Below are 25,360 nucleotides of genomic sequence, written 5' to 3'. Positions count from 1 at the left end.
ATGAACGACCATACCCCGCAGACTTATTCGCTGGAAATCCTTGCGGAGGCAACCGGTGTCTCCACGCAAATGATCGTGCAGTATCAGCAGAACGGCATGATTTCCGATCATCTTGATGATGACACCTTGCGCACCCTGCGCCGCCTCGAGCACCTCAGGGAAAATTGCGAGATGAATCTTAAAGGGCTGAAGCTGCTGACGCAGCTGCTCGACGAAGTCGAACAGCTGCGCCAAGAATTGCGCTCCAGACGCTGAGCTCCTCAGACAAACTGCGTCTCGCCAGGAATGGGCAAAGGCCCTGGCTCAAAATGGTCGGCAAACTGCAGGTTGTCTGGCGCAAGATCCTGCTTTGAGGACATGATCGCCAAGGCTGTGCGCGACGGTTTTTTGTCCGCTTTCGCATCCTTGCCACCACCTTCAGCGGCGGCTTCTTCCTTCCAAAGGATTTTCTGACCTGTGTAGGCGGCCTCGCGCCCCATGATGGCGATGATCGTGCTGCTCATCATGCGATCACCATCATTAATGACTTCGCCTTTGCGGATGGCATTGAAGAGCGCCTGGTGCTCCAGGTCGTACATGTTTTTCTCCTCACCACGCCAGCGCCAGCGCTTTTCACCGTCGATGTAGGGCGCAGAGCCCTTGCCGATGACCAGCTTGCCCTTGGTGCCCTGTATGTTGTCGATGACTTCGTTGTGGCAGCCGTTGATCTGACGGTTGGTGAGGTGACAGATGATTCCGCCCTCCCATTCATAGGCGCAGTGAAAGTGATCGAAGATGTTTCCACCCTCCGCCTTTCGCTGGCGCCCCCCGGTGCCGATAACGCTGACCGGAGGCGCATCCTTCATGGCCCAGCAGATCTTATCCAGGCTGTGAACTGCCTGTTCGACGATGCTGTCCCCGCTCAACCAGGAAAAATTGTACCAGTTGCGGACCTGCCACTCCACATCCCCCATTCCCGCAGGGCGACCGGCGGCTGGAGGCATGACTTTCACCGGACCAGCATAGTAGGTGGCCAGAATGCTGGTGATGTCACCAATCTGCCCTTCGTGGAGGCGCTTGTAGCACTCGATGCGGCTGGTGGAATAGCGCCAGCAAAAGCCGGCCACCAGGTTGAGCTTCTTCTGCTTCGCTTTTTCGACCGCTGCCTGGGCCACACGATAGCCGGCTGCATCCACCGCCATGGGCTTCTCGCAAAAGATATGCTTTCCGGCTTCAACCGCAGCAGTCAGGTGCAGCGGGCGGAACCCTGGCGGCGTGGCAAGCAGGACGACGTCCACTCCGCAATCGATGAGTTTTTGGTAGGCATCGAGACCGGTAAATTTTTTGTCTGGCTTTACATCAACCCTGTCAGGAAACTGGGTGGAGAGATTTTTGATGCTGTTTTCGATCTGTGAGTCGAAGGCATCAGCCATCGCCACAATTTTTGAGTTATAATCTGCTCCGAGCGCCTGTGCCGCCGCGCCAGTCCCGCGACCGCCGCAGCCGATGAGACCAATCTTCAAGGTTTCGTTGGAGTCAGCCTTCTGCTGCGCCAGCAAGGAGCCTGCGGAAGTCAGAACAGCAGGCGCGAGAAGCGCCCCGCCGCTGGCATTGAGAAAACGACGACGAGAAAAGGCTGTGGCAGCTGGATCAGACATGGGAAAGGATGAGGTTGTAAACAGAGCAGAGATTTCGCCACCGGAACGGCAAACCTTTCAGCAAAGGGCAGATTGCACCGGTCTCATGAACAGGTCATTAGGAGCATACTAACAGGCAGCCAGAGTTTGCCGGATCACACATTTCTCAAAACAGCTCACGGCAGGATGAAGAAAAGGCTCAGGCGTGGCGGGGAATCACCTTTGTCAGCCCAGAAGACTGCGGCGGATGCCCACCGTCCTCCATGGGGCTGAGCGGCTGCGTCTCGATACGGCTGATTTCATCATCAGGCGAGGGCTGGAGAAGCGCATCCACTAGAAGCTGAGTGTCTTCCAAAAAGGTCAGGCCGGCACGACGCATGAAGTCAACTTCCGAAGCATGGGTATGCAGCGTGATCAGGAGACACTCCCCTTGGAAAAGCGCCAGGACAAACACGCCCTCGTACCCGAACCAGAAGGTTTTCACATCCCGATCCCCCCCGCTGCCAAAATGAGCGCGGGCATCATGCAGGCATTGGAGGAGGCGTTCGGCACGGAACTCCTCAAAAGGAAGCAGGTTGATCAGTATTTGCCGCCGCCAGCAAAGCAGCAGACCATTGACGGAACCGGCGTGCTTCAGCCGTTCGAGAGCAGACCGTAGAGAGGGAGTGATGGATGCTGCCATGGTTATGCCTCCATTGAATTGGCGCGGGTGAGAAGTTCGAACATCGGCGTCCGTTCACCGATGAGCGCCCCAGCTCCGGGATCTTTAGCATCGGTACCAGCGTCGAAATAAGCAAAATTCAAAGTGAAGTCATCTTCCTGGAGAGTTCCCATCCACGGGGCTCCAAGGTCAAGACATTCGCCTACTTTCAGTCCAAAGTGCCTGAGTCCCTGAAAGTCGGCGGCGTAATTGTTCACAGCCTCCTGGCCACTGTCACTGGCGACGAGGCCGTCTTTCAGAGTGAAGAGTTGCAGTGGGAGAGGTAAAACCTCGGATGCGCTCATGGAGATATTGAAGTTGTTCCCTTTAGGTCTCAAAAATCCGCTGATGAGGCAAGCATAATCCACTCATGCGGCAAAATAGAATCCGCCCAGTGAGCTTGACAGTGCGACGCTTTGCTTTCTTTCATTCGATCCCTGCGTTATAAGTCCCGCCCCATGACCGCCGCCCCCAGTTTTAAAATCGGCAATGAAAAGCTCATCAAGGTGCTGCCGAACGCCGCCAACCGCCTGCTGGGCCTGCTCAAAAAGCAGGGCCGCGCAGAAAGCGGAGCCCTTCGTGTGGCCGTGGTGGGTGGAGGCTGCTCAGGCCTGCAATACAAAATGGATCTGGTCGATGGGCCCGCCAACCGCGACATCATGGTCACCTCCAGCGATGTGCGTGTAGTGATCGACCCAAAGAGCGCTTTGTTTGTCTCTGGGTCCGAACTCGACTACAGTGACGACATTCAAAGCGGAGGCTTCAAGGTGAAAAACCCCAACGCCGTCGTCACCTGCTCCTGTGGCGAAAGCTTTTCCGCCTGAGAAAGATGTCGAACGCCTTTTCTCTCCTGGGGCTGCCCCGCATCGCCGCGCTGGATGACGATGCTCTGCAGCAGGCCTGGCTGGCCGCGAGTCGCAGCGCACACCCCGACCAGCCTGGAGGTGATGCCATCCGGGCGGCGGAGATCAACACCGCTTACGAAACCCTGCAGGCTCCGGAGAAACGGCTGAAGCACCTGCTTGAGCTGCATTCTGTGCCCTGGCGCACGGTCCCCATCAACGAGGCGATGATGTCGCTTTTCAGCAAACTTGGCCCTGCGCTGCAAAGCACCACCGCTTTTCTCAAGCGCAAACAGAACGCCACGGCCGCACTCGCCAAGGCCTTGCTGGCTCAGGAAGAAATGCGTCTGCGCGAACAGCTTGAGGATCTTGGTGCCACCTTGGATGCAGAGCGCACCACCTTGCTAGCGAGCCTGCCAGCCTATGACGCCCGCCTTAGCGCCGGCGATATGACAGCCCTCGCTGACCTGCAAATCCTGCAGGCTCATCTTGCCTACTTTGGGAAATGGCAGGCCCAGGTGCGTGAGGCCCTGCTGGGCTTGATGTAAGCTCTATTTTTTATCCGAGACCTCTGTGTCGACGATACTTTCGCGAACACGCCGAAGGCATTCGTCCGGGCTCGCATCCATGGGGAGCGTGAGCGGCCGGGACTGAACACGCAAGTGACGCAGTCCCCCTTCACGACGAACGTGGGTCACTTCGATGCCATGGGAGGCAAAGAAACAGACCACGTCCTGATTGCTGGCGTAGCGGCTCATGGCTTAAAAGTCGCCGCCGCCAAAATCCCCGCCGCCATCAAAGCTGCTGCCAGAATCATCGCCAAAGCTGCCGCCTGAGCTGGTGTAATCCGTATCAATGCCGGAAAATCCGGAGTCGTGCGGAGTGGCGTCTGACGAGTCTGCGCCAAAAGAAGAGGCGGCAGAGCTGTGCGAACCAAAGAACTGGTCATACATCCACATGCCAGCCGCAGCACCAAACATGCTGCCCATCATGTTTTGCAGAAAGCCACCGCCGCCGTAAGAAGGCTGGCCCACGCCGCCTGCACCGCTGGTGCCGCCAGACATGGCGCGGAAAAGACCTCGTATGAGGCTGAAGCCCAGCCAGATGAGCAGAACAATGCCGATCGTGGGCAACCAGGAGCCCGCGCCCTGCTGTGCAGAATGCGTTTTGGAAGCATATGGAGCCGCAACACCTTTGTGATGCGCGCCCATGGTCGTGGAGATGAAATTCACAGCATCAATGAGTGCATCATCATTCTTTTTTTGGCGCAACTGTCCGAGCATGCGCTTAACGAGAGTCTCGCGGTCCAGCAGTGTGAATGCCTGCCGCTGCGTGTCCGTCCCGACAACAACCTGCAAATGAGCGGGCTGTTTGACCAGAAGGATGAGCACACCGTTTACCCCCTTCTCACGGGCGAGCTGATCGGCCCATTTGGAAAAGCCCTGATTGGCAGAAGCCTTGCTGGGCTGGAGCACGGTTGCCTTCATGTCCTCTGGGACCGAAGCAAAAGTTTGTACCGCAATGTCTTTGTGAAGCCTTGCTGCGACGTCCTTGATGGTCCCTGCAGCATTCACCTTGGCGAATTCGGAGAAAAAAGCTCCATCATCTTGAATGCCACCTGCTGCGCGGGCCCCTGCAACGCCGAGCAGCAGCGTGCAGGCGAGGACGGGAAGGAGTAAACGACGAGTGAGAGTGTTCATGGAGGGGGGGGGAACGAGCGGAGCATGACCTAAAATACGAACAGCGCACCTGCGAAACACACCTGTTTTTGTAGTCGCACTGCCAGGCGTTTCAGGGATGGTGTATGGAAGTCTCGCAGCCTTGGTCCGTAGCTGGCCAAATACGCCCCCTGCACAAATTGCGTCAGCTTTGCGCGATTTGGGGACTACGTGGCATCGAGAGATGGGCTGGGAGTTGCTGATGGAAATGATGCCAGGTCACTTCCCACAAAACACAACACCATGCCACGCCCATCTCGTTACTCACCCGCAGAAAAAGCCGCCATCGTTGCTGCCGCACGTTCCAGGATCCGTCTCGGAGAAAACTTTGGCGAGATAGCCCAGCGCCTGGGGGTGAACCAGCCCTCCCTGCGTGGCTGGCTGCGGGAATCAACGCTCGACATGTTGTACCCGCCGCTACCTCCGTGCATGCCGCGCAATCGCTCGGCGTGAAACCTGAGCTCGCATCATTTCTTCTTCACCTGCCAGTGGTCATCGAAGAAGTCTGCGGCTACCACCTTGCCGGCTGACTCGGCTCCAGGCTGCTGGCTGATTTCCAGGATGGCCCAGTCAGGAAGCTTGGGGTTTTGCAGTGAGTTGGTCTTGTCATGCGCCTCACGGAAGGTGAGGCCGGTGTTGACCACGACTTCGAAGCCAGGGGATTTCAGGCAGGGGTAGGTCAGCAGCGGCACGTGGGTCTTTGCATCAAAAGACTGGCCTGCCATAGCCATCTTTTCTGCATTCCATTGCAGCGGCAGAGATCCTGCTATCTGCTTGAGGCAGGAATTTGATTCCGGAGTCCCCCAAAGAATGAGGCTTTGCATTTTGCCGGCCTCGTAAACATCCCCCACGTCCGATGCTTTCACCACACGCACTTCCCCCCGCATGAGGCCCTTCCAACGCTGGATGAAATGCGCTGACTCGGCATTCACCCAGGCATCAACCGCAGGCGAGGACGATTTGCCGTCCGGCAGCACGACAAGAAAACGCTTCATGAAGCTGGCGTCCATCGGACCGGGATGAGCCCCTGCCTTGCCGCCAGCCGGCCCCTCGTGCTGGAAAGGCTCCTCATTGCCAAAGTCGCGCCAAACGCCATTCTCTTTGATCAAACGGCACAGCGCACCCGCCACCTTGGGACCGGGACTCATGAAAGTCTCAAACTGCGGCGACAACGGGCCAACCCGCAGCTTCAACTCAGAACCGTCTATCATCACCTTCAAAGATCCCCCGCCCTTCCGCGCTTGGGGCGGCGGATAAAAAACGATGCGTGTGACATTCTGTGTTTTGATCTCAATCGTCTGCCCATCGACCACCCGTGCATCGAGGCGCGCCTCCTTCCAGCTTTCCTCCATGCCGTGAAGGTTGAGCCACTTCATGCGACCGTAAAAGGGTGTCTTTGTCTGAATGTGGACTTCGTCAGGAAACAGCACACGTCCGCTGGCGACGGCTTTTTCAATCCATGCCTGCACCTCTTTGATGACTTCAGGATGGTATTTATGCGGCATCCCCGGACCGATGAGATGAGGTGGATGCAGATCCTGCTTTGCAAGCACCTCCATCATGTACTCCGCTGAGTCACGCTGGGCATCGACCTCGCCGCTGTAGCTGATCAGCGGAACGTTGAAGAAATTCCGCGCGTAGTCCGGCACGTCGTAAACGCCCCACAGACTCTGCTCATACCAGACAGGATATTTTTCGGGCGTGAGTTTTTGATACCTCTTGACGTCGGCAAAGCCAGCGCCGGTGTGCACGCAGGCCCACTGATCGGCATAATGAGCGCCCATGTGCCATGCGCCCGCGCCACCCATGCTGAAGCCCGCCAACGCCACGCGGTTTGTGTCCACATTGAAGCGTTTCATGGCATCGTCACGGCATTCAAAGACATCTGTCTCCCCCGCGCTCTTCCAGCCGTTGCAGTAACGCCCAAAGGGATGAATCACGATCGTGCCTGCCGGCTGAAACTGCCCTGTTTTTTTCGCCATGAGCCTCGAGTAAACGAAAGGCAGGTCGGTGGCGGTATCCCCGCGACCATGCAGCCAGATCCACATGGGGACCGGTTTTTTGCCTGCGCCAAACTCCAAGCCCTCAGGGACTTCAACTCCGTAGGGCTGAGGTGAATCGTCGATCTTAGAGTAGAATCCCAGAACCTTCTGCCCGCTGCCGTTCATCCACGGCGTTTCATTTTTAGCAAGCGAGGCGATGCGCTTCTTCGCCTCGTCGAGCAGCGCCATGGCCTTCTTGACACCATCTTCGGACTTTTTGTCATACCACTCGTCAAACTCGAGCGCGTAGCGCACGGCCTTGAGAAAGATGTCCGCATCCGCGGCGCGAGGGTGCTTTTTCACCGCCTTAAAGGACTGGGTCACGGCCGCCAGCTCCTTGGCTATGCCCGCCTCCTGCTCTGCCGAAAGAGCCGCCACAGGCTTTGGCGGCAGGCTGCCCTTGAACGAAGCCGTTGCACCATTCGGACTAAGCTGCGCCTGCGCCGTCACCGCCCAGAGGGAGAAAAGAAGAAAGTATTTCATGAACCAGCATAAACGCCGCCAGGAGCCAAATTTAACCAATAGATGCACTCCTTGAACGCCTATGACACACTCTCAGAAGATCAATTTCCTGCGGGGTTTTGACCGCCCGAAGAATCAAAAAAGAGTTCTCCATTGCCCCGAATGCCTATGTACTGATAGGTTCTCGCAGCTTGGCCAGCTGTGACCGACGATTGAAACATCATGCTTGCCAGTGAACCACTGGGCGGCTTGCGACCTTCAAGAACTGCCGACACTTGTGCTGCCACATTGCCCTCAGGCCATTCCACACCAGCGGCGAGGCCAGTGGTATAAGCCAGAATGATATTTTGAGCATTACGCTTGTCTTTCACCTTGTCCGCCTCTCCTGAGACAAAGACAAGATTGGGCATGACGATTGAGGCGATGAGTCCAATGACGAGAATCACAATCACGAGTTCCACCAAGCTGAACCCGGAGCGAGATTGGCCTACAAGGCTTGTTTTCATGGGCTTGATCAGTGAGGCAGGTTGTAAAAGGGGGCATCTCTGTCGTCTCCACCCTCCAAGGTTCCCGCACAGGGAATGCTGATCCACTGAGTAAATATTCAACTGCACTCAAGCCCTGCCGAATTTCGCGCAGGCTCCTGGTGTCAATCGAGCCCGATGATCGGGACAGATTAGCAGTCCCTGCTCTCAGGCGGCCTTGCACCAGCTGACAAATACGCCGAATGGCACCGCGGGGACTCCAGCCGCCCCCTTGAGCAAAATTTCCCCAGTTTCCACAGCACCCCCGAAAACACCGAACTCCTGCCGGAAAAGATGCTGCAAAGTCGTGGGCGAAACCGCGCCCTGTCGGCAGCAAAGCAAAACACCCACCGGCTTGTCAGACAACAAGCCGCTGACCGTGCTCAGCAGGGCAGCGAGATCACGCTCCATTTCAAATCCACCGCGCTTGGCATCCTTGCTCACATACGGATCGATCACAATCAAATCGTAGCGGGTTGTCTGCGATCGCTCACGCTGGGCAAACTTCACCGGGTCATCCACGATCCAGCGGATGTCTCGGCTGGCAAGCGTGTTGAGTGCAGCATGCTCACGTGCGCGTTTGATAGCATCTGACGAAGCATCCACATGCGCCACAGCCGCCCCTGCTCGAGCGGCAGCTAGCGTAAAGCCCCCGGAGCCACCAAACAAGTTGAGGACACGAGCAGGCCTCCGCTGTTGGTCAGCAAAAGCCGTGCAGTTTGCGATAACGTTTCCCCACAGCTCCTGGAGCTCTGGGGCCAGGCTGCGAACTCCGCCCTGAGGGCTTAGCAAAAAGCGAAGAGCGCCGATACGCAGATTCAGAGGCCCTTGCAGCTCACGCTTGATGTCCACAGCCTTGCGCCACTCGCCACCCGGCAGCCTGCGGCGCCACCAAGCCGAACTGCAATTTCTGGAAGAAACCACAGCCCCCAATCTCTCCAGCAGACGGCCACCGCCGCTGTCGAGAAGCTCATAAGATTGATTGTCGGTGTCACCTTCCATATTGCTGAAATTCTAATGCCTGCGGCCAAAGTCCGTTTTCAGATCAAGAGGCGCCCTGCAGAGGTAGCACTTCCAACCCTTTTCCATCCAACGCAGCGCGAACCTCTTTGGCTGACTGCGCTTTCATCCTGCGCTTGTAGCAACTGCGGAAAAACTTGGCCACAAAATTGTTTCCTTGAGGCGGAAACGGGCGTCTTTTCAGGTTTGCCTTGACCCCTTGCTCGCGCAGATAGGCAACCCCTTGAGGCTTCCAAAACTGTCCTTTGACCGCCTCCACATAAGACACCACTTCAGGAGCCTCATTTTTCATGTAGTACAATCCCTGCTCCCCCTCTCGGTTGAGCTTGCGCAGGCGGCTCTCTGCAGCCCAGATTGAACAGTTGGGAGCCAGGATCTGACTCAAGAATGCCTTCTTCCAAAGTGACAGGTTAAGTCCTGCACGAAGATTGCCCCCTTCGATCTGGCGCAACCAGCCATCCTCAACAGGAGCCCCCAAGTCACCAAACTGGTCCAGGGCAAGGTATTTGCCCCCGACTTGATCAAGCTGCTCAACGCATGAAAGCATTTCCGCAGTGTCAATTTTGCGATCCACCAAGAAGTCATCAAGCCAGACAAACAAATTTTCTTCCTTGATCGATTGCAATGCGGTGATGAGGTTGTCAGACCAGCTTTTGTCCTCACCAACCGTGACGGTGATCACACGCGGATCCTTGTAATGCCGACGGTTGGAGATGAGATAAATCGGAAAGGGGGATTCAGGCCAGTGCTTGAAAAAAAAGTGGAAGAAAACAGGCCACAGGTCTGAATAGGCATCACAAGATGAGATGACCGTGGCTACGTTCTGCGTGTTGGGCTTCGATGGCATGCAAGCACAGCATTCAATTGAATGGGGTGAGGTGCAAACCAAACTGTTAATTGGTTGCACCACAAAGAATTGTCTATTTTTTACAAATCAGGGTTGCAATCCGCCCTGTCTCCAATACCCACTCACGCCTCATCTTTTCACTTCGCTTCCTCTGAGAAACAGGCCGGGGAAAACAAGAGCTGCTTTCATTGCTGACACTTCATTCACATCATGAAATCCTTCCGTCGACGCATACATGACATTCATGCGAATCTACGGGCAGCAGTTCATTTGTATCCCAAAATCGAGTCAGACCCGGGCAGCGCAAAACAGGTCACCGTGATGCCTCTGATCGAGGCCGGTGAAGAATCGGTCTCCTGTGAACTGGAGGCACGTTTCAAAAAACAGACAGAAACCTCCACACTGATCCGGTGGCCTTCCGTCAACCTATACCGAGTCGAAAACGCCACCGTTGTGGGTGATCAGGCGAACGTGTTTCTGGCGAATGGGAAATGGCTGCGGGTCTGCCCAAGTTTAGGTACGCTCCCTCTGAAAAAAGTTCGACCGCCCATCTACCTCGGAGCCACCAAGCTGAACGCCCCAATGTTTCACCTCTCTGGCAGAGACCATGAGAATCACGGTCATTTTCTGTTTCAGCACATGCCACGTTGGCTGGCTGCACAAAAAAAAATGCAGGAAGCGAACCCTCATTTTAAAATTTTGGTGGCTAAAGGCCACCTCAGATGGCAGTCCCGCTATCTGACTAGGACCGGAGCCAGCGAAGAGCAAATTCTGGAATGCGGAGATGGCACATCCCGCTGCAAAGACCTCTATTACCTCCCACAACTCCGCGGGCAGGATGCTTGCATCTCACGCCCTCAGGATTACCGCTCCATGAACGAGTTCTTCCACCGTTCTCAGGCCAAGACGGAACGCGCGCTGTTTCTCTCCCGAAAAGACGCCCCCAACCGCTACCTGATCAATGAGGACGAAGCCATTGCTGAAATTGAAAAAGTATTTGGTTCCTGCCGCTCCATTCAGCTCTCAAAAACCCCTTTGGATCAACAGATCGATCTGATTTCATCAGCCTCGGTTGTCGTCGGTCCTCTAGGACAGGCACTGGCAACATCGCTCTTCGCCAGAGGCTCCATCTTCATCAATCTGGATGCCGGCCATGGTCCCGACTCTTGGGGCGACGCCTTCCGTGATGTGGCCACTATCTGCGGCAATCGGGCTCTTTCGCTGTACTCCAAAACACCACGGACAGCGGACGGCTCGTTCACCTTTCCGCCAGATGCTCTCCGCCAGATGCTTGAGCGTGTCAAAATGCTCATTCAGTAGTTTTTTCCGTCCCTCAGCATCGTTTTTTCCATCCATCATATTTTAATGCGCCTGCTTCTAGTTAAACTCCGCCACATCGGAGACTCCCTCTTGCTGACGCCCACGGTCAGGGCGGTGAAAGAAGCCTACCCTGAAGCACAGATCGATGTGCTGGTGCGGGCAGGAACGGAAGGCATCCTAAAAGGCTGCTCGGACATCCGGAAAATTTACATCACGGCTTCGCCAGAAAAAAGCAAACGGTCCGTCTGGAGCTTTGTGGATGCGATACGCCTGCAGGCAGAAGTTCGCAGCGAACGCTATGATGTGGCCGTCGATTTGGGCAACAATGACCGGGGAAGAACCATTGTCGGATTGAGCGGTGCCAAAATGCGCTGCGCCAATTCCTACCTGTACCCTATCAAGTGGCTGTGGAGACAGTTCCTGACCGACATAGGCTGCAGCGACTGGTCGGTCATCCACCGGGTGCAGGCTGATTTCCTGAATGTGAAAGACTTCATTGATCTGCCGCAGCAGGAACCTGGCCCTCTGATCTTTGAAAAAAGCTGCACCAGCCGACCGCCCATCTCGCTTGTCCCGGGTAAACCCCTGGTTGTTTTTCATCCGGTGACACGCTGGCAGCGCAAGCGCTGGACGGATGCGCATTGGATCAGCCTCGGGAAAGCTTTGATCGCCCAAAATTACCAGCTCATCATCAGTGTGGGTCCGGACCCTGAAGAGATCGCACAAGGCGAGCGGCTGACGCAGGGCATCGGGCCGGAGTGCCTCAGCACCGCTGGAAAACTGCACTGGCGGCACCTCGCATGGCTGCTCTACGAAGCCCGTGTATTTGTCGGAGTAGACACAGCCGCCATGCACCTGGCAGCAGCCACAGGCTGCCCCACGGTGGCGCTTTTTGGCCCGGACTCCAATGTCGGAAACTGGGGGCCCTGGAAAACGCCAAGTCAGGTGGTCCGTTTCAAATCGGACGAGATCTCCGCGCTGCACGAAGTCGAGAGCGCTGTCGCACGCTTTCTCGCGCTCCCCACTTCCGCAAGCGCATGAAAATTCTTGTCCTCCCCTTTGGTGACGCAACTTGCGCCAGCACCCACTACCGGGTGATCCAGTATCTGGAGATGCTGAAGGCGGATGACATCGGGTGCGACATCTCACCTCCTGGGTCCATGCCGGCACCAGCGACCATTGCGGGTTATGATGCCGTGCTTGTCCAAAAGAAACTGTTCTCCACCTCCCAGGTCCGGACACTCAGATCTCACGCAAAAAGACTCTTGTTCGACATCGATGATGCGACCTGGCACCCCCACGGGCGCAAGCATAGCTGGTTGACGCGCTGGCGGACTAACCGCCGGTTGCAGAGCATCGTGCGAGCAGCCGACATGTCTCTGGTGGCTAACCATTACATCGCCAGTCATCTCTCCGCACTCGGAGCCAAGACGCAGGTACTGCCCATGGCTTTGAAGCCGGAAGACTGGCCCCCGCCGGTCCCTAATACAGCCAGTCGCGTTCGCATTGGTTGGTCGGGTGCCCCGGTAAACTTGCGATACCTCGAATCTTTGGAAACGGTGCTTGCGCAGATCATGCGTGAGCATCCGACCGTAGAACTGGCGGTCTTTTGTGGCAAGCAGCCCCAGTTTTCAGCAGAGACGCCCTACATTCACCTGCCATGGCGACAGGGTGGCGAGGCGGCTGCGGTGAAGACCTTTCACATCGGCCTGCTCCCCCTGCCCACTGACGCTTTTTCCCAAGGCAAGTCGCCCATCAAGGCGCTGCAATACATGGCAGCAGGCATTCCCACGGTAGCAACCCCTCAAGCCGGTGCGCTGGAGCTCAGCCATGAATCCGATGCTATAATGTTCGCCAAGACTCCTGCCGAATGGCATGCGAGCCTGACGTCGCTGATTGCAGAAACCAAGAGGCGTGAAGAGCTGGGCGTCCAAGCAAGGGATGTTTTTGAGGCGCACTACTCCACAGCGATCACCTACCCGTTGTGGAAATCATATCTTGTGGGGAAATGACCAACGGCAGAGTTACTGCCGGCAAACTTCTTTAATATGAGTATCAGCATAGCAATCGTCAAAGAGGCCTGTTATCAGGACTTATGGGTCGGCACCCCTGACGAGGCGCCGGAAGCTCTTGCTGTGCATACCCATTTGAGGCTGGGCCCCCTGGCACTTCTTTCGAATTGGAAGGCCGATTTCCTTATCGTGAACTCGAATTACGAAAGCAAGTCCAACGCTTTCAGGACATCACAGGTCAAGCGTGCCACCCCTGCTTTTTGCCAGCAACTGGAGCGCCGTGAAGGAACCCCGGGAGAACATTCACAAACAACACGCATTCCATTGGAGTATGCCAGGGATCCAAAAACGGTCAATTGGAGCAAGTACAATGTGGTCATCTGCCTCAACATCGCCATTCCGTATAAAATCCGAATTGCCCACCCTGGCGTGACCTGGATTTGCATGCCCGGCGAAGGAACACTGCCATGCAGCGTTGATGGGTGGCACTATTTGATTTCGCACAATTGTCCAAATGGACCTTTGCCGCAGGGAAAAATCATCGACATGCCTTACACGCTGCTTGATCCTTTTTTCATTGAAAGCAAATTTGGCAAACACGAAAAGCGCTCAGGCATCTACCTCGAAGTCAATAGCTGCCATCCGACCAAGCGACATAACTGGAGGGAGAACATTCCAGGCCTGGATGCCTTGATTGAACGCACTGTTCAGAACGTGGTGTATCATCCCAATACAACCCAAGGTCACATCGATTCACTGGTGAAATCCAAGTATTTCGTGAAGCTTGGCGGCCGGGGAACGCGAGGCAATTCACTCATCGAAGCCATATCCGCAGGACTTGTTTGCTTCTTAAGCCCAACTGACTGCTTTGGCGGAGTGCCGATGCCCCCTTACTGTTATTATGAAAGCGAGTTGGAACTCGCTGAAAAAATCAATCAACTGGAGAATTCTAACTCGTTAAGACTGGAGGTAGTGCGCCACCAGAGAGAAAGATTGCAGGAAGTTCTGGACCTTAGTTACAGGCAGCTGGTTTACGCGTCCAAGCATTCCCCCCCCTTGGTAAAGCCAAACTCCTCGCTCCATTCAAACTTAATCCGCCGAGCCAGAAACCTCCTGGCCAAGGTGATGTATAAAGCAGGAACGCGCCCCAATGTCTTCCACTGCTCCGCGCCTTTTTTTGAATCCTAAACAGAGCATTTGAAAATCTGTTGCTCAATGCCCCCTGTCGAAAAACACCTGTACACAGCATGAAAAAACACAAAATCGTTTTGCTGTCAGACAACCTTCAGGGCGGAGCCGCCCTGGTGCCGAATTTGCTGGCGAATGATCTTTCGGCCCAGGAAGGCTATGAAGTGCACCGCTGGCATTTCACGCCACCTGCCACCCCTGCCTTTTTTCAGCCAAGCGTGCAGGAAAAAAGCTTGTACCGGAATCGCAAACGGCCTTTCGTAGAGCGTATCGTCAAAAACTTTTCGAAAAAAGTCGCTTCCGTGATGCGCCATAAACGCAACGAGCTCGCATTGCTGGAAGCAGTGAAACGTGAACGCCCGGACCTGATTCACGTTCACAACATCCACTCTGCAGACATTGACCATTCGACCCTGCAAAAACTTCCGGCAGACATTCCCATCGTATGGACACTGCATGATTTCTGGCCGCTTAAGGCCATAGCCTTTTCATGGAGTGAACGGGAGGACAAACAACTGCAGCGCTATAAAATCGGCACTTGGTCACGTGCAGCGCTGCTGCAGAAACGTGACGCCTTTTTCTCTCAGCGGAAAAATCTGACTCTAGTGGCCCCTTCGGCCTATGTGCAGAGGGTGGTCCGCCATTACGCGGCGCGCCATCAGGTCCCCTGCGCGGTGATTCCTTATGTGATCAACCGCGGCTTTTTCCGCCCGCAGGATCATGCGGCAGCAGCAGAAAAATGGGGCCTCACCTCAGACAAGACCTGGATCGGCATCGGATCGACCTGGAACAACAGCCGCAAGGGGATGGACGTCTTGTGGCGCGCGCTAGCACATGCAGACTGCCGCTCACTGGGTCTGCTGATATGGGGACATGAGTCCAACCAGCAACCGATCATCAAAGATCTGACCATACGCAACGCCGGATATGTGAGCGAAACCGACAGGGTCGCTTCGTTATATGCGGCAGTGGACGCTTTCATCTGTCCGACAAAAGCAGACACAGGCCCACTCACCGTCATGGAGTCCATGGCCGTGGGCACCCCGGTGCTGGCCAGTCGCGTGGGAGGAATTCCAGAGCGGATCTCCCACGGTGAGAGCGGCCTGCTATTCCCAAGCCAGGACCACCTGGCACTGGCCGCCCTTCTAGAAGACATCCAGAAAGACATCTGGCCACTGAAGGAACTGGGCGAAAGAGCGCGCAGTTTTGCACTGCAAAATTTTGAACCTCAGCGCCAAGTTCACCAGCACATGGACCTTTATCAAAGCGTTTTGCAACGCACTCCCTGACGGGCAACAAAAAACACAACAAGCCCCCCCCCCATGACATTAGCCCCTGTAGGAATTTGCACTTACACAAGGCTCGATCATCTGATGAAGACGGTCGACGCTTTGAAGGCCAACACGCTGGCCCATCAGACAGAGCTTCATATTTTCTCGGATGGTCCACGTGCGGGAGACGAAGCCAAGGTTCAGGAATTGCGCAACTACCTGACAACGATCACCGGTTTTAAGAAGGTGCATCTGCAACTTCAGCCTACCAACAACATGTTTGAAAACACCACCAATGCAAACATGCGGCTGAATGAAAACTATGGCAGATCTATTTTCATAGAAGATGACATTGTCACATCACCTTATTTTTTGGAATTCATGAACGAAAGCCTCGAAAAATATGAGTCCAATAAAAGAGTGATGTCGATAGGTGGCTACTGCCCCCCGGTCACATTTCCCAAAAACTATGCTTCCGATGTTTTCTTTTCTCAAATCTTTTGCCCTTGGGGATTGGGCATGTGGAAAGATCGCTTTGAGTTAGTCAATCATGCAAAGACCACCTGGAGCAGGAGAGTGGAGCCAGACATAGTCAACTCCCTCAAGTATCTGGGCAAAGATTTTGTCCGAAGATACAAAGCATTGTGCAAAGAAAGCGTTACAGAAGTTGAACTTGCGGCAAAATTTGATCTCCTGGCCACGGTTACGATGCTAAAGCATCAAATGTTTTCAGTTCAGCCACGGCAAACGATGATTGAAAACATTGGTTTTGATGGATCCGGACTTCATTGCCACAGCAGTGATGATAAATTTTTTCACAAAGCTAACGCCCAATTCCGACCCAAAAATTTCACAGATGATGTCTCTCCTGACCAGCGCGTCGCCCGGAACATGTACATGATATGGAGTTTTTCCAAAAAGCAGAACCTTGTTATGAAAAGCTTCTATTTGCTCATCAGATATTTAAATTACAGACTTCATCGTTAGTAAACCCGCAAGATTCTGACGCTTACCATCTACGCTAGACGTTGCTCCATCAGAGCACACCAGACGGGGCATGGAGCAATCTCAACACCTTCAACGAGTAAGATCACTTCTTTTTTGCCGTGACGATATAAAGGTTCTGCTGCAGGCCATAAAAGTTGTCAAAGGTGTAGCCAACTGATATGTCGCAATACCTGTCAGAGAGTTCCTCTATTATTTGATGCTCTGAACGAAATGCTTTAAATTTATACCCGTTACGAATCCCAAAAGGGTCGTTGGTTATTATCACATGCCCATCCTCAGTGGCTATGCTGTTGTTCAGAATGAAATTCGAAGGTATTGGCAAATCTGTGAAGGCAGGAAAGTTGGCAATGAAATAACCTCCCGGTTTCAGGACACGGGTTATCTCCTCCAGATTGTCATCAAACGTTCCATTTTTGTCGATGTAATAGCAGGAAGCGCACGCCAAAACATAGTCGAAAAACTCAGTTTCAAACGGGATGTTGGCATTGTTCCCAACCTTAAGCGTTGTCGGTATGCCAAGCTTGCTTGTGGCAGACGACACCATGTCCACAGTCTCCTGTGTAATCTCAACCCCATATATCTCCAGACCACAATTGTGCAGCAATGGCATGTTGCGCCCATCACCAAACCCTTGATCCAGTATTTTGCCACCTGCATATTTTGACCTGTCATATTTCAGGTTTGGGTAGTTGCCAAGCATCGTGCGGATCACCCATTCCGTGGGGTATAGATGGTGTGATTTGTTGCTCAGGTGGAAGTTGGAATAGGCTTGTTTTACGTCTTCTTTCATCTTGGCAATGTTTGTTTTGAATATAGTGGCAGGTCCCGCCCCATGCTGCAGTTATTAAGGCATAGATAGCGTGTTTTGCACTCCAAGCATTAGCATATCATGCTGCGAATCAGCCTGCAGATGCCAACGATATCGTCTTCGTCCACGGCGCTGCCCGTCGGCAGGCAAAAAAGCTTTTGGGTCAATGCTTCGGTATGCGGCAGTCTCTTGCCGGCTTCGGGATACAGGGTCAAATAGGGTTCCATCCGGTGGCAGCCCGGGAAGAAATAGCGGCGGGCAAAAATTTGATGCTCGTGAAGCTTCGACACCAGCTCATCACGGGTTATACCCGCTGCTAAAGCATCCATTTCGACGACCACGTACTGGCAATTGCACTGTTCGCTGCTGTCATAAGATATCAGTTTGAGGCCCGGAACGCCTTCCAACCCCTGGCCGTAGTGCAGCAGATTGCGCTTATTGATTGAAATGAACTCAGCCATGGCTTCCAGGTTTGTAATCCCCATGGCAGCGGAGATTTCATTCATCTTCCCATTTGTTCCGATGGATTCCACCCGATCATAGTACGTGAAGCCAAAGTTCTTCATATGCCGTATTTTTAAGGCCAAGTCGTCATCGTTGGTGGTAATGGCGCCTCCTTCAAGGGTGTTGATAAACTTGGTGGCGTGAAAGCTGAAAACCTCCGCGTTCCCGAAGCCGCCAATCATGCGGCCTTCGTGAGAACAGCCAAACGCATGGGCGGCATCAAAAAGCAGTTTCAGTCCATGCCGGTCGGCGATCCCCTTCAGCGCCTGCACATCACAGCCCCTGCCCCACAGGTGCACCCCCAAAATTGCGGTAGTCCGGGGCGTGATCAGAGCCTCCACTTTCTTCGGATCAATATTGTGAGTAATAGGGTCCACATCACAAAAAACCGGTGTGATTTGCTGCCATTGCAGTGCATGCGCGGTCGCAATAAACGTGAATGACGGGATGATAACCTCACCGGAGAGTTCCATGGCACGAATGGCAATCTCCAGCCCGACGGTGGCATTGCATACAGCTATGCAATGCTTCACATCGAGAAGAGCCGCCAGACGGGCTTCAAACTTCTGAACATATTGGCCGTTATTGGACAGCCAGCGACGATCAATAATATCATTGATCCGCCGCATTAAACTATCGCGATCCCCGATATTTGGGCGGCCAACGTGGAAAATTTCACGGTCAGTTTGCATAAATTCACATTAAGCGGTCATTTTTCTACTCTAGTGCGGCAAGCACTTCTGAAATTTCAATAGACGCAACCCCCAAGCCGCCTTCTCCGAAGCCGTCTCCGCAGTAATACATGATCAATTTTTTTTCCTCTTCATCTATGAAAACCACCGGATAGCAAGCCATGCCGGAATCCCAGCCGCTTCCGCTTCCCTTCAAGCCAAACATGCTGTCATTTCTGGACCATTGAATGCCATCGTGAGAATAGGCAAAGCCCGTTTGGTAGCCTTTGTTGCCTGAGCGAAAATCCGTGGCCTGCCGGTAGGAAAACCACATCAGATAATACGGCCCCAGCTTAATGACACGAGGCGTCGCAAGAGCCTCCTCATTCCCGGGCGCGACACACACAGTTCCAGACTCAGTCCATATCAGTCCATCATCTGAAAAGCAGGTTCTGATGTCATAGGTGGGAGCATACTGCTCACCTTGCAGCCTCCAATCGTTAAAACAAGTGTACCACATGCGCCAGCCTGTCCCTTGCTTGCTGACCGACAAATTACCGACTCCAAGCGGATTGAAGCGATTTACGCCAAACACTGGTCCCTCTGAAATTTTATCGAACCTTGTTCCATCTTTCGATTCCGCCACGCCTATGTTAATAATATAAGGAGCGTTGATGGATCTTTGCCAGCCCATGTAATACAGGCGGAATAGATCGGGATGCACCTGCACAACGTCGGCCGGCATCTGACCGAACTCATCAAAGGTCCCTACCCTGCCCAAGGGAAGCAGTACAGATGCCCCCAGTTGAAGCAGCTTTGCAGGAGACTTGACATCGAAGTCGGCATAATTGATCCGGCTGGTGTAGTTGCCCTTGGCATCTTTTTTGGACCGTGTTCCAAAAAAGATCCGATAGTGGCTGCCCAGTTTACAGCCGGCAATGGGACCTGTATGAGAATTCATCCATTCAAACTGCCCGTCGGCTTTGAGTGCCAAACCTTCTCTTTTCCAACTCATAGGATATCTTTAGTAAAAAAATTGTTCTACCAGGAAAGCACTCAGGCAATCTGTTGGAGTCATTCGTTTGCCAGTCTTTGTATTGATATCAATTGGTGTGCATACGCCCGCGCAAAGGTCCGACCGGAGTCGGCGTAACGCCGGACAGTTTCACAAGCATTTTATTTTTTGCTAGCAGCAGGCAGTCTTCATAGGATTCAATCACCTGCCAGCACTCTGCCGAGGAAGCGAGGTCGTAACCTATTTCATGGCTGATGACAGAAGCATCGAAAGCTCGGTATTTTTGTTCGCCAAGAGCAAACTGGAAGCCCCTCCTAGGAGTGTTAAAAGCCCTGACACGCCGCACCAATTGTTCGGCATCGTCAGATTCATGAAACACATCGTCGCCTGCCGCGCACGTATAGTATACTTGCTTTATTTCTGACCTGCCAGCTACGGATTGAGGCACGAACTTCAGCTTCCAAGCCTCTTCAAAAACATCCGGCTCCAGCTTAAAGCACAGCTTGTAAAGCAGCTTGGAATCGAGGCCGTCAAAATATGGAATCTTGCGCTGAGCAACAATGGCACCCGTATCTATGCCATCATCCATCAGGTGGCAGGTGACACCGGAGTCTCGACCAAACAAAACGGCCCCTGGAATCGGATCAGCACCTCGCAGATCAGGCAGGAAGGACGGGTGAATGTTCACGAATTTGGCGTCCGGATGAATTCCTCGCAGCTGCGTGACAGGCAGAATATAGCGAAAGCCGGTGGAAACAAAGACATCAAACTTTTCCGCGACAAGAAAGTCTGTTGCCTGCTTTTTCGAAGCGACCGGGGTAAACGGCAGCCCCAGCTCAGGCATCTCGCGCTCCAGCCACGAGCCGACCGTTGGCAGCACATGCTTCACATCCAGCCCGAGCGAGATCATTCTGCGCAGAACCGTGCTGCGATTACCGGCATAAATGTATTTCTCGCCATTCATTGGTCACAGGTCCGCAAAGCGCGACATGCGCATGAACTGCTGGCTGCTCAGGCGAAAGGGCTTGGTGCTTGCGCTCACGAAGACCTGATCATCTTCCGTGCACTGGGTCACAAGGGCATTGGCGCCGATGAAGCAGCGCTGACCGATTTTCACACCGTGGCCGATGGTGCTGTTCACGGCAAGGAATGTATTGGCTCCGACCGTCACTACCCCAGATACATTGGCAGATGAGGTGAGCCAGACATTGTCTCCAATGGTGCTGTGGTGGCCGATCATCGCTCCGCTCCAGACGAAGACATTGCTGCCGAGCTTCACGCAGGGATGGATCATGACATGGTTCATGATGAAGCAGTTGTCTCCATGCACCAAATCTTTCGGCACGCCGGACTGGGGGTGCACGTAGGAGGCCAGCGTGTAGCCGAGCGCACGCGCCGCGGCACATTTGCCGGCACGCAATTCGTTCATGTCCTGATAGCCCAGAGCCACGAAGACTTCATATTGATCGGGAGGATAAGTTGCGGCCAGTTCTTCAAACGCCACCACGGGAAGCCCCTGCCACTCCGCCCCCGGCATGTAGGCCCTGTCCACCGTGCAGGCGGCCACTGTGCGGTCGCTTTCATTGCGCAGGAAGTACAGCATGATCTCGGCGATCTTGCCGGTGCCAAAAAGAATGATCGGTTTCATGATGGGGATGAAGCGAGGGCCAGGAGGGCGACACGGTCTATCTTACCGTTGGCATTCTTTGGCAAGGTGTCCAGCACAGTGATGCGGCGCGGCACCATGTAAGGGGGCACGATAGCGGCGACCTGGCGCACCAGCTCCTCCGAAGCGACCTGATCCGGCATGGCGGCGTAGCCAAGGATCTGCCCCATGCCATCTCCCAGGCGCTGATAGATGACCGCGCACTCTTTCACACCCGACAAGGTGCCCAGAGCCGCTTCGATCTCCTCGAGTTCGATGCGATAGCCCATGTGCTTGATCTGGAAGTCGGCACGCCCCTTGAAATGAAGCCAGCCACGCTCGTCCCGCCGAACGAGGTCTCCGGTGCGATAGCCGACGTCTGAGTAGTCTTGATGCCGGGGATTTTGAACAAAGGCACGGGCAGTGCGCTCTGGGTCGCGGTAATAGCCCAAACCCACCTGCGGCCCCCGGAGGAACAGTTCGCCAAAATCAGGGTCTGACTCATCCAGCGGAAGAATTTCATGATCAAAATTCTGTGCCAGCGGGCCTAGCGTAGCGAGGTTTTGCATGTCCTCGAAATCTCCGTCCGTAATGGTATGAGCGGAGCAGATGCAGGTGCATTCCGTGGGGCCGTATACGTTCTCCAAGTCGCACCTATGCCCCAGGAGCGTGTGGAGCTGCTTGAGCTTGGGCTTGGGAAAGCCTTCTCCACCGAAGATGATCTTCCGGATGCTGGGGAAGTCAGTCGCCCCCAGTGCACGCGTCGTCAGCAGGTAGACCAAGAGCGAAGGCACAGAAAACCAAACAGTACAGTTCGCCGTGTTGATGAGCCTGACCAGAAGTCGGGCATCTCGCGCCTGTGAATTGGTGATGGGCGCGAGCGTGGCCCCGGAAAAAATCGCCGTGTAAAAGTCGAAGACGGAATTGTCGAAATAGATGGGATTGGCGTTCGTGAGAACATCCTCGGGCGTGATGCCAAAGCGGTCTCTCCCCCATGCGATAAACCACAGCAGATTGGCATGGGACATCACTGCGCCTTTAGGCATGCCTGTAGAGCCGGAGGTGAACATGATGTATGCCGGCGTCGCGCCACTGATGCCTTTCATGTCTGGCAGAGGCTGCTCGGCAACCTTTGATGGTACAAGCTCCCGCAGATTCAAAGTTTCAGTGTGCCCAGCAGCAGTGAGGTCTGCCCCGTGGGGCAAATCTTCGAATGCATTCACAATCAGACGTGGCTGGCAGCTGCCCAAAATTTTGCGAAGCCGCTCCCAGGGGCTGTCTGCATCCAGGTTCGTGTAGATGATTCCCAGCCTGAGACAGGCCAGCATTGCCGCATAGGCGGCAGGGCTCTTGTCATGAAAAAACGCCACCACATCCCCCTGTCGCAGCCCGCGCATGTGCAGCTCCTGAGCGATGGATTCCGCCAGCTTATATAGCTCACTGTACGTCACCTTTTCACCGGAGGCCGGATAGCTCAGGGCTGTGCGCCCGGCATGGGAGCGAATGACCTCGGCAAAAGCGATGGGGAGATTCGAAATGAAAGCCATTCGGTGCAAATTTTAAAGGACCAGCCCACCGTCCACATCCAGAACCATCCCATTGAGGTAATCGTTCTCCAGAATGTGCCGGGCGCTCAAATAGATATGCTCCACACTGCCCAGCCTGCGCAGCGGGATCTGCTGCTGAAGTCGGGTGATGATAGACTCGCTCAGAGCTGCGCGAGTCGAGGGAGTATCCAGAAATCCAGGAGCAATGGCTGCGAAGCGGAATCCGAGCGGCCCGAGTTCCTTGGCCCAGGTGTGCGTCAGCGCATTCACGCCAGCTTTTGCGGCCGAGTAGGCGGACTGGCCAGGGTTTCCATGCGCAGAAATAGAGCTAATCGATACTACCACCCCTCTTTTCCGGCGAGCCATCCAGAGATCCACTGCACGACTCGTCACATAAAAAACGGAATCAAGATCCGCCGCCATGACACGCCGCCAGGCTTCACGAGAATGGACTCGTTCATTGCGGGAAAGCATGTTCACCAGTGGCTCGCTGTGGATGATGCCAGCATTGTTGACCAGGAGATCCGGAATATGGCCCTCTTCAAAGATGGACCGCATAGTGGTGTCCACGGCATCAGGATCTGTGAGGTCACAGGCCCAGGCTTGGATCTGCCCCCCGCTGGCCTCACGCAGTTCGGCACAGGAGACATCATCACGGTCGATCACCCCCACCCGGGCACCATCCGCGACAAAACGCTCAGCCAAATGACGACCGATGCCGCGAGCACCACCGGTGATCAAAACCACGCTATCTTTGACGATCATACAGCGACGGCGTGGGCTTGAAGAGCGCGGCGTGCATCCCCCACACTTTTCATGTCGGCAATTTCGTCCCCGGTCAGTTGGACGGAGAATACTTCCTCGATGCGGGTGATGAGCAGCATGTGAGTCATGGAATCCCAGGTATTGATCTGGCGAAGCTCAAGAGTGTCCGTAACAGTGCTTTCAGGAATGGCGAACACCTCAGTGAATATTTTTTCAAGAGTCATGATAAAGAAGAAGTAGGGCAGGCGGTTTCCACATGGAAAGTGCTCACGGCCTGCCGCAGCGACTGTTGGGAGTTGTACATCATCAAATCAAGGATAGAAAGCACCGGCCCATCCTCTCCGGCTGAGACAAGCTGCAAATTTTGCAGCTCGGGCTTCAGAAACTGAAGCTGCACACCGGATGATGAAAATACCGAGGCGTCATAGAGCTCCCGTCCCCCCGGCGGATTTACATACATATCCGCGCCTTCGCGCAGGCATATGTCGAGAATACGGTGCTGCCCCCGCAGTTCCCCTTTGGGGTAAATGCTCGATGAAGGCACCATCTGCGTATCGAGCCCCAGCCATGCCGCAATATCCTGCAGATTACGGCTCAGATACTGGGCCAAGTTTCCAGAAGCGGAAGAAAGCCAGGACTGAAACAACGGAAAAATGTCGGCAAAGAAAGGGGCTTTGGAATAGGTGATGGAAATGGTGCGCTCAAGTGAACGCTTCCATCCGTCATCCGTCTTGATATCAATCTCACAGATCAGACGGTTCTGGCTGGCACCGATCAGCGGCAAAGTAAACCAGGCAGGCCCCTGAGGCGTGCGAAGCCGGTTCCGGTTGATCCAGCCACGATTGATGTAATTGACGTCATCCAGAAAAACAAACCTGTCCGCCGCCTTCATCAGCTGAAAATAACCGATGTAAGGCAGAAAGTAAGGCTGCATGATGGCGAGACGCATTTCAGAGTCGTTTCTATGGGCTGGTTGTCAGCTTGAGCAAATACTGGGCGTAGGCATTCCCACCCATTTCAGCGGCGGCAGCGTGCAGCTCGGCCCTGCCAATCCAACCCGCTTGAAATGCTATTTCCTCCAAGCAGGCCACCAAATAGCCCTGATGCTCCTGGATCGTCCGGATGAACTGCGAAGCTTCAAGCAGTGACTCGAAGGTGCCGGTGTCCAGCCAGGTATGCCCACGACCAAGCTGCTCCACATGCAACAGCCCCCTCGAGAGGTATTCCTGGTTGACTGAGGTGATCTCAAGCTCCCCTCGGGCTGAAGGCCTGACCCCTTTTGCAATCGAAACCACACTGCTGTCGTAAAAATACAGTCCGGTGACGGCAAAGTTGGACTTGGGATGGGCGGGTTTTTCCTCGATTGATTTGGCACGCCCGCTGGCATCAATCTCCACGACGCCGAAACGCTCAGGGTCGTGCACCTGATAGCCGAAAACGGTCGCTCCTGTCTTGCGTGCGGCAGCGGCCTGAAGCTTGGGAGAAAAACCCTGCCCATAGAAGAGATTGTCTCCCAGCACGAGCGCGACACCGTCTCCGGCGATGAATTCTTCTCCGATGAGGAAGGCTTGAGCCAGCCCTTCGGGACGAGGCTGCTCAGCAAAGCTAAGCCGAATGCCAAAACGAGAACCGTCCCCTAACAAACGCCGGTAAAGGGGCAGATCTTCAGGTGTGGAAATCACCAGAATCTCGCGAATTCCAGCAAGCATGAGCACTGACAGCGGATAGTAGATCATCGGCTTGTCATAGACAGGCAGCAGCTGCTTGCTGACAGCCTGGCTCACAGGGCGTAGTCGAGATCCGGAACCACCGGCGAGTAGGATGCCTTTCATGGG

The 25,360-nt window shown here is 54.6% G+C and carries 29 protein-coding genes; 10 read left to right on the top strand and 19 right to left on the bottom strand.

The genetic code is table 11. From position 1 onward, the window contains the following. Positions 1-255, top strand: a complete 255-nt coding sequence (locus ACFQDI_RS03695) for a chaperone modulator CbpM (protein ID WP_377163529.1) — start codon at positions 1-3, stop codon at positions 253-255. Positions 256-260: 5 nt separating this feature from the next. Here ACFQDI_RS03695 and ACFQDI_RS03690 read toward each other — a convergent pair whose 3' ends face one another. The 3 genes from ACFQDI_RS03690 to ACFQDI_RS03680 form a co-directional block, all read right to left on the bottom strand. Continuing rightward, positions 261-1,637 carry a Gfo/Idh/MocA family protein gene (locus ACFQDI_RS03690; protein ID WP_377163527.1) on the bottom strand — a complete coding sequence of 459 codons (1,377 nt, stop codon included), beginning with the start codon at positions 1,635-1,637 and terminating at the stop codon, positions 261-263. 178 nt (positions 1,638-1,815) lie between these two features. Then, on the bottom strand, positions 1,816-2,298 hold the full coding sequence (locus ACFQDI_RS03685) for a hypothetical protein (protein WP_377163525.1): 483 nt from the start codon (positions 2,296-2,298) through the stop codon (positions 1,816-1,818). 2 nt (positions 2,299-2,300) lie between these two features. Continuing rightward, positions 2,301-2,621, bottom strand: a complete 321-nt coding sequence (locus tag ACFQDI_RS03680) for a hypothetical protein (protein ID WP_377163523.1) — start codon at positions 2,619-2,621, stop codon at positions 2,301-2,303. A 153-nt stretch (positions 2,622-2,774) separates the two neighbouring features. Here ACFQDI_RS03680 and ACFQDI_RS03675 point away from each other — a divergent pair, with 153 nt between their 5' ends. Further along, the gene (locus tag ACFQDI_RS03675; protein WP_377163521.1) at positions 2,775-3,140 is read left to right on the top strand and encodes a HesB/IscA family protein; all 366 of its coding nucleotides are present in this window, start codon (positions 2,775-2,777) and stop codon (positions 3,138-3,140) included. Positions 3,141-3,145: 5 nt separating this feature from the next. After that, positions 3,146-3,706 carry a hypothetical protein gene (locus ACFQDI_RS03670; RefSeq protein WP_377163519.1) on the top strand — a complete coding sequence of 187 codons (561 nt, stop codon included), beginning with the start codon at positions 3,146-3,148 and terminating at the stop codon, positions 3,704-3,706. 3 nt (positions 3,707-3,709) lie between these two features. Here ACFQDI_RS03670 and ACFQDI_RS03665 read toward each other — a convergent pair whose 3' ends face one another. Together ACFQDI_RS03665 and ACFQDI_RS03660 are read right to left on the bottom strand one after the other, a co-directional pair. Then, positions 3,710-3,916, bottom strand: a complete 207-nt coding sequence (locus tag ACFQDI_RS03665) for a hypothetical protein (protein ID WP_377163517.1) — start codon at positions 3,914-3,916, stop codon at positions 3,710-3,712. Between the two features lie 3 nt (positions 3,917-3,919). After that, positions 3,920-4,858, bottom strand: a complete 939-nt coding sequence (locus ACFQDI_RS03660; RefSeq protein ID WP_377163515.1) for a TPM domain-containing protein — start codon at positions 4,856-4,858, stop codon at positions 3,920-3,922. A 261-nt stretch (positions 4,859-5,119) separates the two neighbouring features. Between ACFQDI_RS03660 and ACFQDI_RS03655 the strand changes: the two genes are divergently transcribed. Next, on the top strand, positions 5,120-5,329 hold the full coding sequence (locus ACFQDI_RS03655) for a transposase (protein WP_377163513.1): 210 nt from the start codon (positions 5,120-5,122) through the stop codon (positions 5,327-5,329). A gap of 14 nt (positions 5,330-5,343) precedes the next feature. Here ACFQDI_RS03655 and ACFQDI_RS03650 read toward each other — a convergent pair whose 3' ends face one another. From ACFQDI_RS03650 to ACFQDI_RS03635, 4 genes are all read right to left on the bottom strand, one after another. Next, positions 5,344-7,401 carry a prolyl oligopeptidase family serine peptidase gene (locus ACFQDI_RS03650; RefSeq protein ID WP_377163511.1) on the bottom strand — a complete coding sequence of 686 codons (2,058 nt, stop codon included), beginning with the start codon at positions 7,399-7,401 and terminating at the stop codon, positions 5,344-5,346. An 80-nt stretch (positions 7,402-7,481) separates the two neighbouring features. Beyond that, on the bottom strand, positions 7,482-7,886 hold the full coding sequence (locus ACFQDI_RS03645) for a type II secretion system protein (protein WP_377163509.1): 405 nt from the start codon (positions 7,884-7,886) through the stop codon (positions 7,482-7,484). Between the two features lie 186 nt (positions 7,887-8,072). Further along, positions 8,073-8,906 carry a class I SAM-dependent methyltransferase gene (locus tag ACFQDI_RS03640; protein WP_377163506.1) on the bottom strand — a complete coding sequence of 278 codons (834 nt, stop codon included), beginning with the start codon at positions 8,904-8,906 and terminating at the stop codon, positions 8,073-8,075. 43 nt (positions 8,907-8,949) lie between these two features. Further along, positions 8,950-9,771 (bottom strand): hypothetical protein, encoded by an 822-nt coding sequence (locus ACFQDI_RS03635; RefSeq protein ID WP_377163504.1) that lies wholly within the window; start codon positions 9,769-9,771, stop codon positions 8,950-8,952. 210 nt (positions 9,772-9,981) lie between these two features. Here ACFQDI_RS03635 and ACFQDI_RS03630 point away from each other — a divergent pair, with 210 nt between their 5' ends. The 6 genes from ACFQDI_RS03630 to ACFQDI_RS03605 are packed head-to-tail and all read left to right on the top strand — an operon-like array spanning position 9,982 to position 16,549. Continuing rightward, complete coding sequence (locus tag ACFQDI_RS03630) at positions 9,982-11,091, top strand: glycosyltransferase family 61 protein (RefSeq protein WP_377163502.1); 1,110 nt, start codon at positions 9,982-9,984, stop codon at positions 11,089-11,091. Positions 11,092-11,136: 45 nt separating this feature from the next. Beyond that, positions 11,137-12,132 carry a putative lipopolysaccharide heptosyltransferase III gene (gene rfaQ, locus ACFQDI_RS03625; RefSeq protein ID WP_377163500.1) on the top strand — a complete coding sequence of 332 codons (996 nt, stop codon included), beginning with the start codon at positions 11,137-11,139 and terminating at the stop codon, positions 12,130-12,132. Beyond that, entirely contained in the window at positions 12,129-13,103 is a 975-nt protein-coding gene (locus ACFQDI_RS03620) for a glycosyltransferase family protein (protein WP_377163498.1), read from the top strand. Before rfaQ ends, ACFQDI_RS03620 begins: the two co-directional genes overlap by 4 nt. Positions 13,104-13,139: 36 nt before the next feature. Continuing rightward, positions 13,140-14,291, top strand: a complete 1,152-nt coding sequence (locus tag ACFQDI_RS03615) for a hypothetical protein (protein ID WP_377163496.1) — start codon at positions 13,140-13,142, stop codon at positions 14,289-14,291. Positions 14,292-14,350: 59 nt separating this feature from the next. Next, on the top strand, positions 14,351-15,580 hold the full coding sequence (locus ACFQDI_RS03610) for a glycosyltransferase (RefSeq protein ID WP_377163494.1): 1,230 nt from the start codon (positions 14,351-14,353) through the stop codon (positions 15,578-15,580). A gap of 33 nt (positions 15,581-15,613) precedes the next feature. Next, entirely contained in the window at positions 15,614-16,549 is a 936-nt protein-coding gene (locus tag ACFQDI_RS03605; protein ID WP_377163492.1) for a hypothetical protein, read from the top strand. 103 nt (positions 16,550-16,652) lie between these two features. Here ACFQDI_RS03605 and ACFQDI_RS03600 read toward each other — a convergent pair whose 3' ends face one another. From ACFQDI_RS03600 to rfbA, 10 genes are all read right to left on the bottom strand, one after another. Then, positions 16,653-17,360, bottom strand: a complete 708-nt coding sequence (locus ACFQDI_RS03600; RefSeq protein ID WP_377163490.1) for a class I SAM-dependent methyltransferase — start codon at positions 17,358-17,360, stop codon at positions 16,653-16,655. An 89-nt stretch (positions 17,361-17,449) separates the two neighbouring features. After that, positions 17,450-18,574 carry a DegT/DnrJ/EryC1/StrS family aminotransferase gene (locus tag ACFQDI_RS03595; RefSeq protein WP_377163488.1) on the bottom strand — a complete coding sequence of 375 codons (1,125 nt, stop codon included), beginning with the start codon at positions 18,572-18,574 and terminating at the stop codon, positions 17,450-17,452. A gap of 25 nt (positions 18,575-18,599) precedes the next feature. Beyond that, on the bottom strand, positions 18,600-19,568 hold the full coding sequence (locus ACFQDI_RS03590; protein WP_377163486.1) for a glycoside hydrolase family protein: 969 nt from the start codon (positions 19,566-19,568) through the stop codon (positions 18,600-18,602). Positions 19,569-19,656: 88 nt separating this feature from the next. Next, the gene (locus ACFQDI_RS03585) at positions 19,657-20,532 is read right to left on the bottom strand and encodes a formyl transferase (protein ID WP_377163484.1); all 876 of its coding nucleotides are present in this window, start codon (positions 20,530-20,532) and stop codon (positions 19,657-19,659) included. A gap of 3 nt (positions 20,533-20,535) precedes the next feature. Continuing rightward, complete coding sequence (locus tag ACFQDI_RS03580; RefSeq protein WP_377163482.1) at positions 20,536-21,216, bottom strand: acetyltransferase; 681 nt, start codon at positions 21,214-21,216, stop codon at positions 20,536-20,538. Further along, entirely contained in the window at positions 21,213-22,760 is a 1,548-nt protein-coding gene (locus ACFQDI_RS03575; RefSeq protein ID WP_377163480.1) for an amino acid adenylation domain-containing protein, read from the bottom strand. The genes ACFQDI_RS03580 and ACFQDI_RS03575 overlap by 4 nt, the downstream gene beginning before the upstream one ends. Before the next feature lie 12 nt (positions 22,761-22,772). Continuing rightward, positions 22,773-23,525, bottom strand: a complete 753-nt coding sequence (locus ACFQDI_RS03570; protein ID WP_377163478.1) for an SDR family NAD(P)-dependent oxidoreductase — start codon at positions 23,523-23,525, stop codon at positions 22,773-22,775. After that, positions 23,522-23,749 (bottom strand): acyl carrier protein, encoded by a 228-nt coding sequence (locus tag ACFQDI_RS03565; RefSeq protein WP_377163476.1) that lies wholly within the window; start codon positions 23,747-23,749, stop codon positions 23,522-23,524. Before ACFQDI_RS03565 ends, ACFQDI_RS03570 begins: the two co-directional genes overlap by 4 nt. Beyond that, entirely contained in the window at positions 23,746-24,474 is a 729-nt protein-coding gene (locus ACFQDI_RS03560) for a WbqC family protein (RefSeq protein WP_377163474.1), read from the bottom strand. The genes ACFQDI_RS03565 and ACFQDI_RS03560 overlap by 4 nt, the downstream gene beginning before the upstream one ends. A 13-nt stretch (positions 24,475-24,487) precedes the next feature. Continuing rightward, a complete protein-coding gene (gene rfbA / locus ACFQDI_RS03555) occupies positions 24,488-25,357 on the bottom strand; it encodes a glucose-1-phosphate thymidylyltransferase RfbA (RefSeq protein WP_377163472.1) in 870 nt (289 codons plus the stop codon). Between the last annotated feature and the right edge of the window lie 3 nt (positions 25,358-25,360).

The organism is Prosthecobacter fluviatilis, assembly GCF_042655725.1.
GTDB lineage: Bacteria > Verrucomicrobiota > Verrucomicrobiia > Verrucomicrobiales > Verrucomicrobiaceae > Prosthecobacter > Prosthecobacter fluviatilis.
The sequence above is the reverse complement of the archived record's forward strand: the minus strand, read 5'-3'. Positions and strand labels throughout refer to the sequence as shown.

Excerpts from the sequence above, each read along its gene's own strand:
- ACFQDI_RS03695 (WP_377163529.1), top strand. The coding sequence starts at position 1 with ATGAACGACCATACCCCGCAGACTTATTCGCTGGAAATCCTTGCGGAG.
- ACFQDI_RS03690 (WP_377163527.1), bottom strand. The coding sequence starts at position 1,637 with ATGTCTGATCCAGCTGCCACAGCCTTTTCTCGTCGTCGTTTTCTCAAT.
- ACFQDI_RS03685 (WP_377163525.1), bottom strand. The coding sequence starts at position 2,298 with ATGGCAGCATCCATCACTCCCTCTCTACGGTCTGCTCTCGAACGGCTG.
- ACFQDI_RS03680 (WP_377163523.1), bottom strand. The coding sequence starts at position 2,621 with ATGAGCGCATCCGAGGTTTTACCTCTCCCACTGCAACTCTTCACTCTG.
- ACFQDI_RS03675 (WP_377163521.1), top strand. The coding sequence starts at position 2,775 with ATGACCGCCGCCCCCAGTTTTAAAATCGGCAATGAAAAGCTCATCAAG.
- ACFQDI_RS03670 (WP_377163519.1), top strand. The coding sequence starts at position 3,146 with ATGTCGAACGCCTTTTCTCTCCTGGGGCTGCCCCGCATCGCCGCGCTG.
- ACFQDI_RS03665 (WP_377163517.1), bottom strand. The coding sequence starts at position 3,916 with ATGAGCCGCTACGCCAGCAATCAGGACGTGGTCTGTTTCTTTGCCTCC.
- ACFQDI_RS03660 (WP_377163515.1), bottom strand. The coding sequence starts at position 4,858 with ATGAACACTCTCACTCGTCGTTTACTCCTTCCCGTCCTCGCCTGCACG.
- ACFQDI_RS03655 (WP_377163513.1), top strand. The coding sequence starts at position 5,120 with ATGCCACGCCCATCTCGTTACTCACCCGCAGAAAAAGCCGCCATCGTT.
- ACFQDI_RS03650 (WP_377163511.1), bottom strand. The coding sequence starts at position 7,401 with ATGAAATACTTTCTTCTTTTCTCCCTCTGGGCGGTGACGGCGCAGGCG.
- ACFQDI_RS03645 (WP_377163509.1), bottom strand. The coding sequence starts at position 7,886 with ATGAAAACAAGCCTTGTAGGCCAATCTCGCTCCGGGTTCAGCTTGGTG.
- ACFQDI_RS03640 (WP_377163506.1), bottom strand. The coding sequence starts at position 8,906 with ATGGAAGGTGACACCGACAATCAATCTTATGAGCTTCTCGACAGCGGC.
- ACFQDI_RS03635 (WP_377163504.1), bottom strand. The coding sequence starts at position 9,771 with ATGCCATCGAAGCCCAACACGCAGAACGTAGCCACGGTCATCTCATCT.
- ACFQDI_RS03630 (WP_377163502.1), top strand. The coding sequence starts at position 9,982 with ATGAAATCCTTCCGTCGACGCATACATGACATTCATGCGAATCTACGG.
- rfaQ (WP_377163500.1), top strand. The coding sequence starts at position 11,137 with ATGCGCCTGCTTCTAGTTAAACTCCGCCACATCGGAGACTCCCTCTTG.
- ACFQDI_RS03620 (WP_377163498.1), top strand. The coding sequence starts at position 12,129 with ATGAAAATTCTTGTCCTCCCCTTTGGTGACGCAACTTGCGCCAGCACC.
- ACFQDI_RS03615 (WP_377163496.1), top strand. The coding sequence starts at position 13,140 with ATGAGTATCAGCATAGCAATCGTCAAAGAGGCCTGTTATCAGGACTTA.
- ACFQDI_RS03610 (WP_377163494.1), top strand. The coding sequence starts at position 14,351 with ATGAAAAAACACAAAATCGTTTTGCTGTCAGACAACCTTCAGGGCGGA.
- ACFQDI_RS03605 (WP_377163492.1), top strand. The coding sequence starts at position 15,614 with ATGACATTAGCCCCTGTAGGAATTTGCACTTACACAAGGCTCGATCAT.
- ACFQDI_RS03600 (WP_377163490.1), bottom strand. The coding sequence starts at position 17,360 with ATGAAAGAAGACGTAAAACAAGCCTATTCCAACTTCCACCTGAGCAAC.
- ACFQDI_RS03595 (WP_377163488.1), bottom strand. The coding sequence starts at position 18,574 with ATGCAAACTGACCGTGAAATTTTCCACGTTGGCCGCCCAAATATCGGG.
- ACFQDI_RS03590 (WP_377163486.1), bottom strand. The coding sequence starts at position 19,568 with ATGAGTTGGAAAAGAGAAGGTTTGGCACTCAAAGCCGACGGGCAGTTT.
- ACFQDI_RS03585 (WP_377163484.1), bottom strand. The coding sequence starts at position 20,532 with ATGAATGGCGAGAAATACATTTATGCCGGTAATCGCAGCACGGTTCTG.
- ACFQDI_RS03580 (WP_377163482.1), bottom strand. The coding sequence starts at position 21,216 with ATGAAACCGATCATTCTTTTTGGCACCGGCAAGATCGCCGAGATCATG.
- ACFQDI_RS03575 (WP_377163480.1), bottom strand. The coding sequence starts at position 22,760 with ATGGCTTTCATTTCGAATCTCCCCATCGCTTTTGCCGAGGTCATTCGC.
- ACFQDI_RS03570 (WP_377163478.1), bottom strand. The coding sequence starts at position 23,525 with ATGATCGTCAAAGATAGCGTGGTTTTGATCACCGGTGGTGCTCGCGGC.
- ACFQDI_RS03565 (WP_377163476.1), bottom strand. The coding sequence starts at position 23,749 with ATGACTCTTGAAAAAATATTCACTGAGGTGTTCGCCATTCCTGAAAGC.
- ACFQDI_RS03560 (WP_377163474.1), bottom strand. The coding sequence starts at position 24,474 with ATGCGTCTCGCCATCATGCAGCCTTACTTTCTGCCTTACATCGGTTAT.
- rfbA (WP_377163472.1), bottom strand. The coding sequence starts at position 25,357 with ATGAAAGGCATCCTACTCGCCGGTGGTTCCGGATCTCGACTACGCCCT.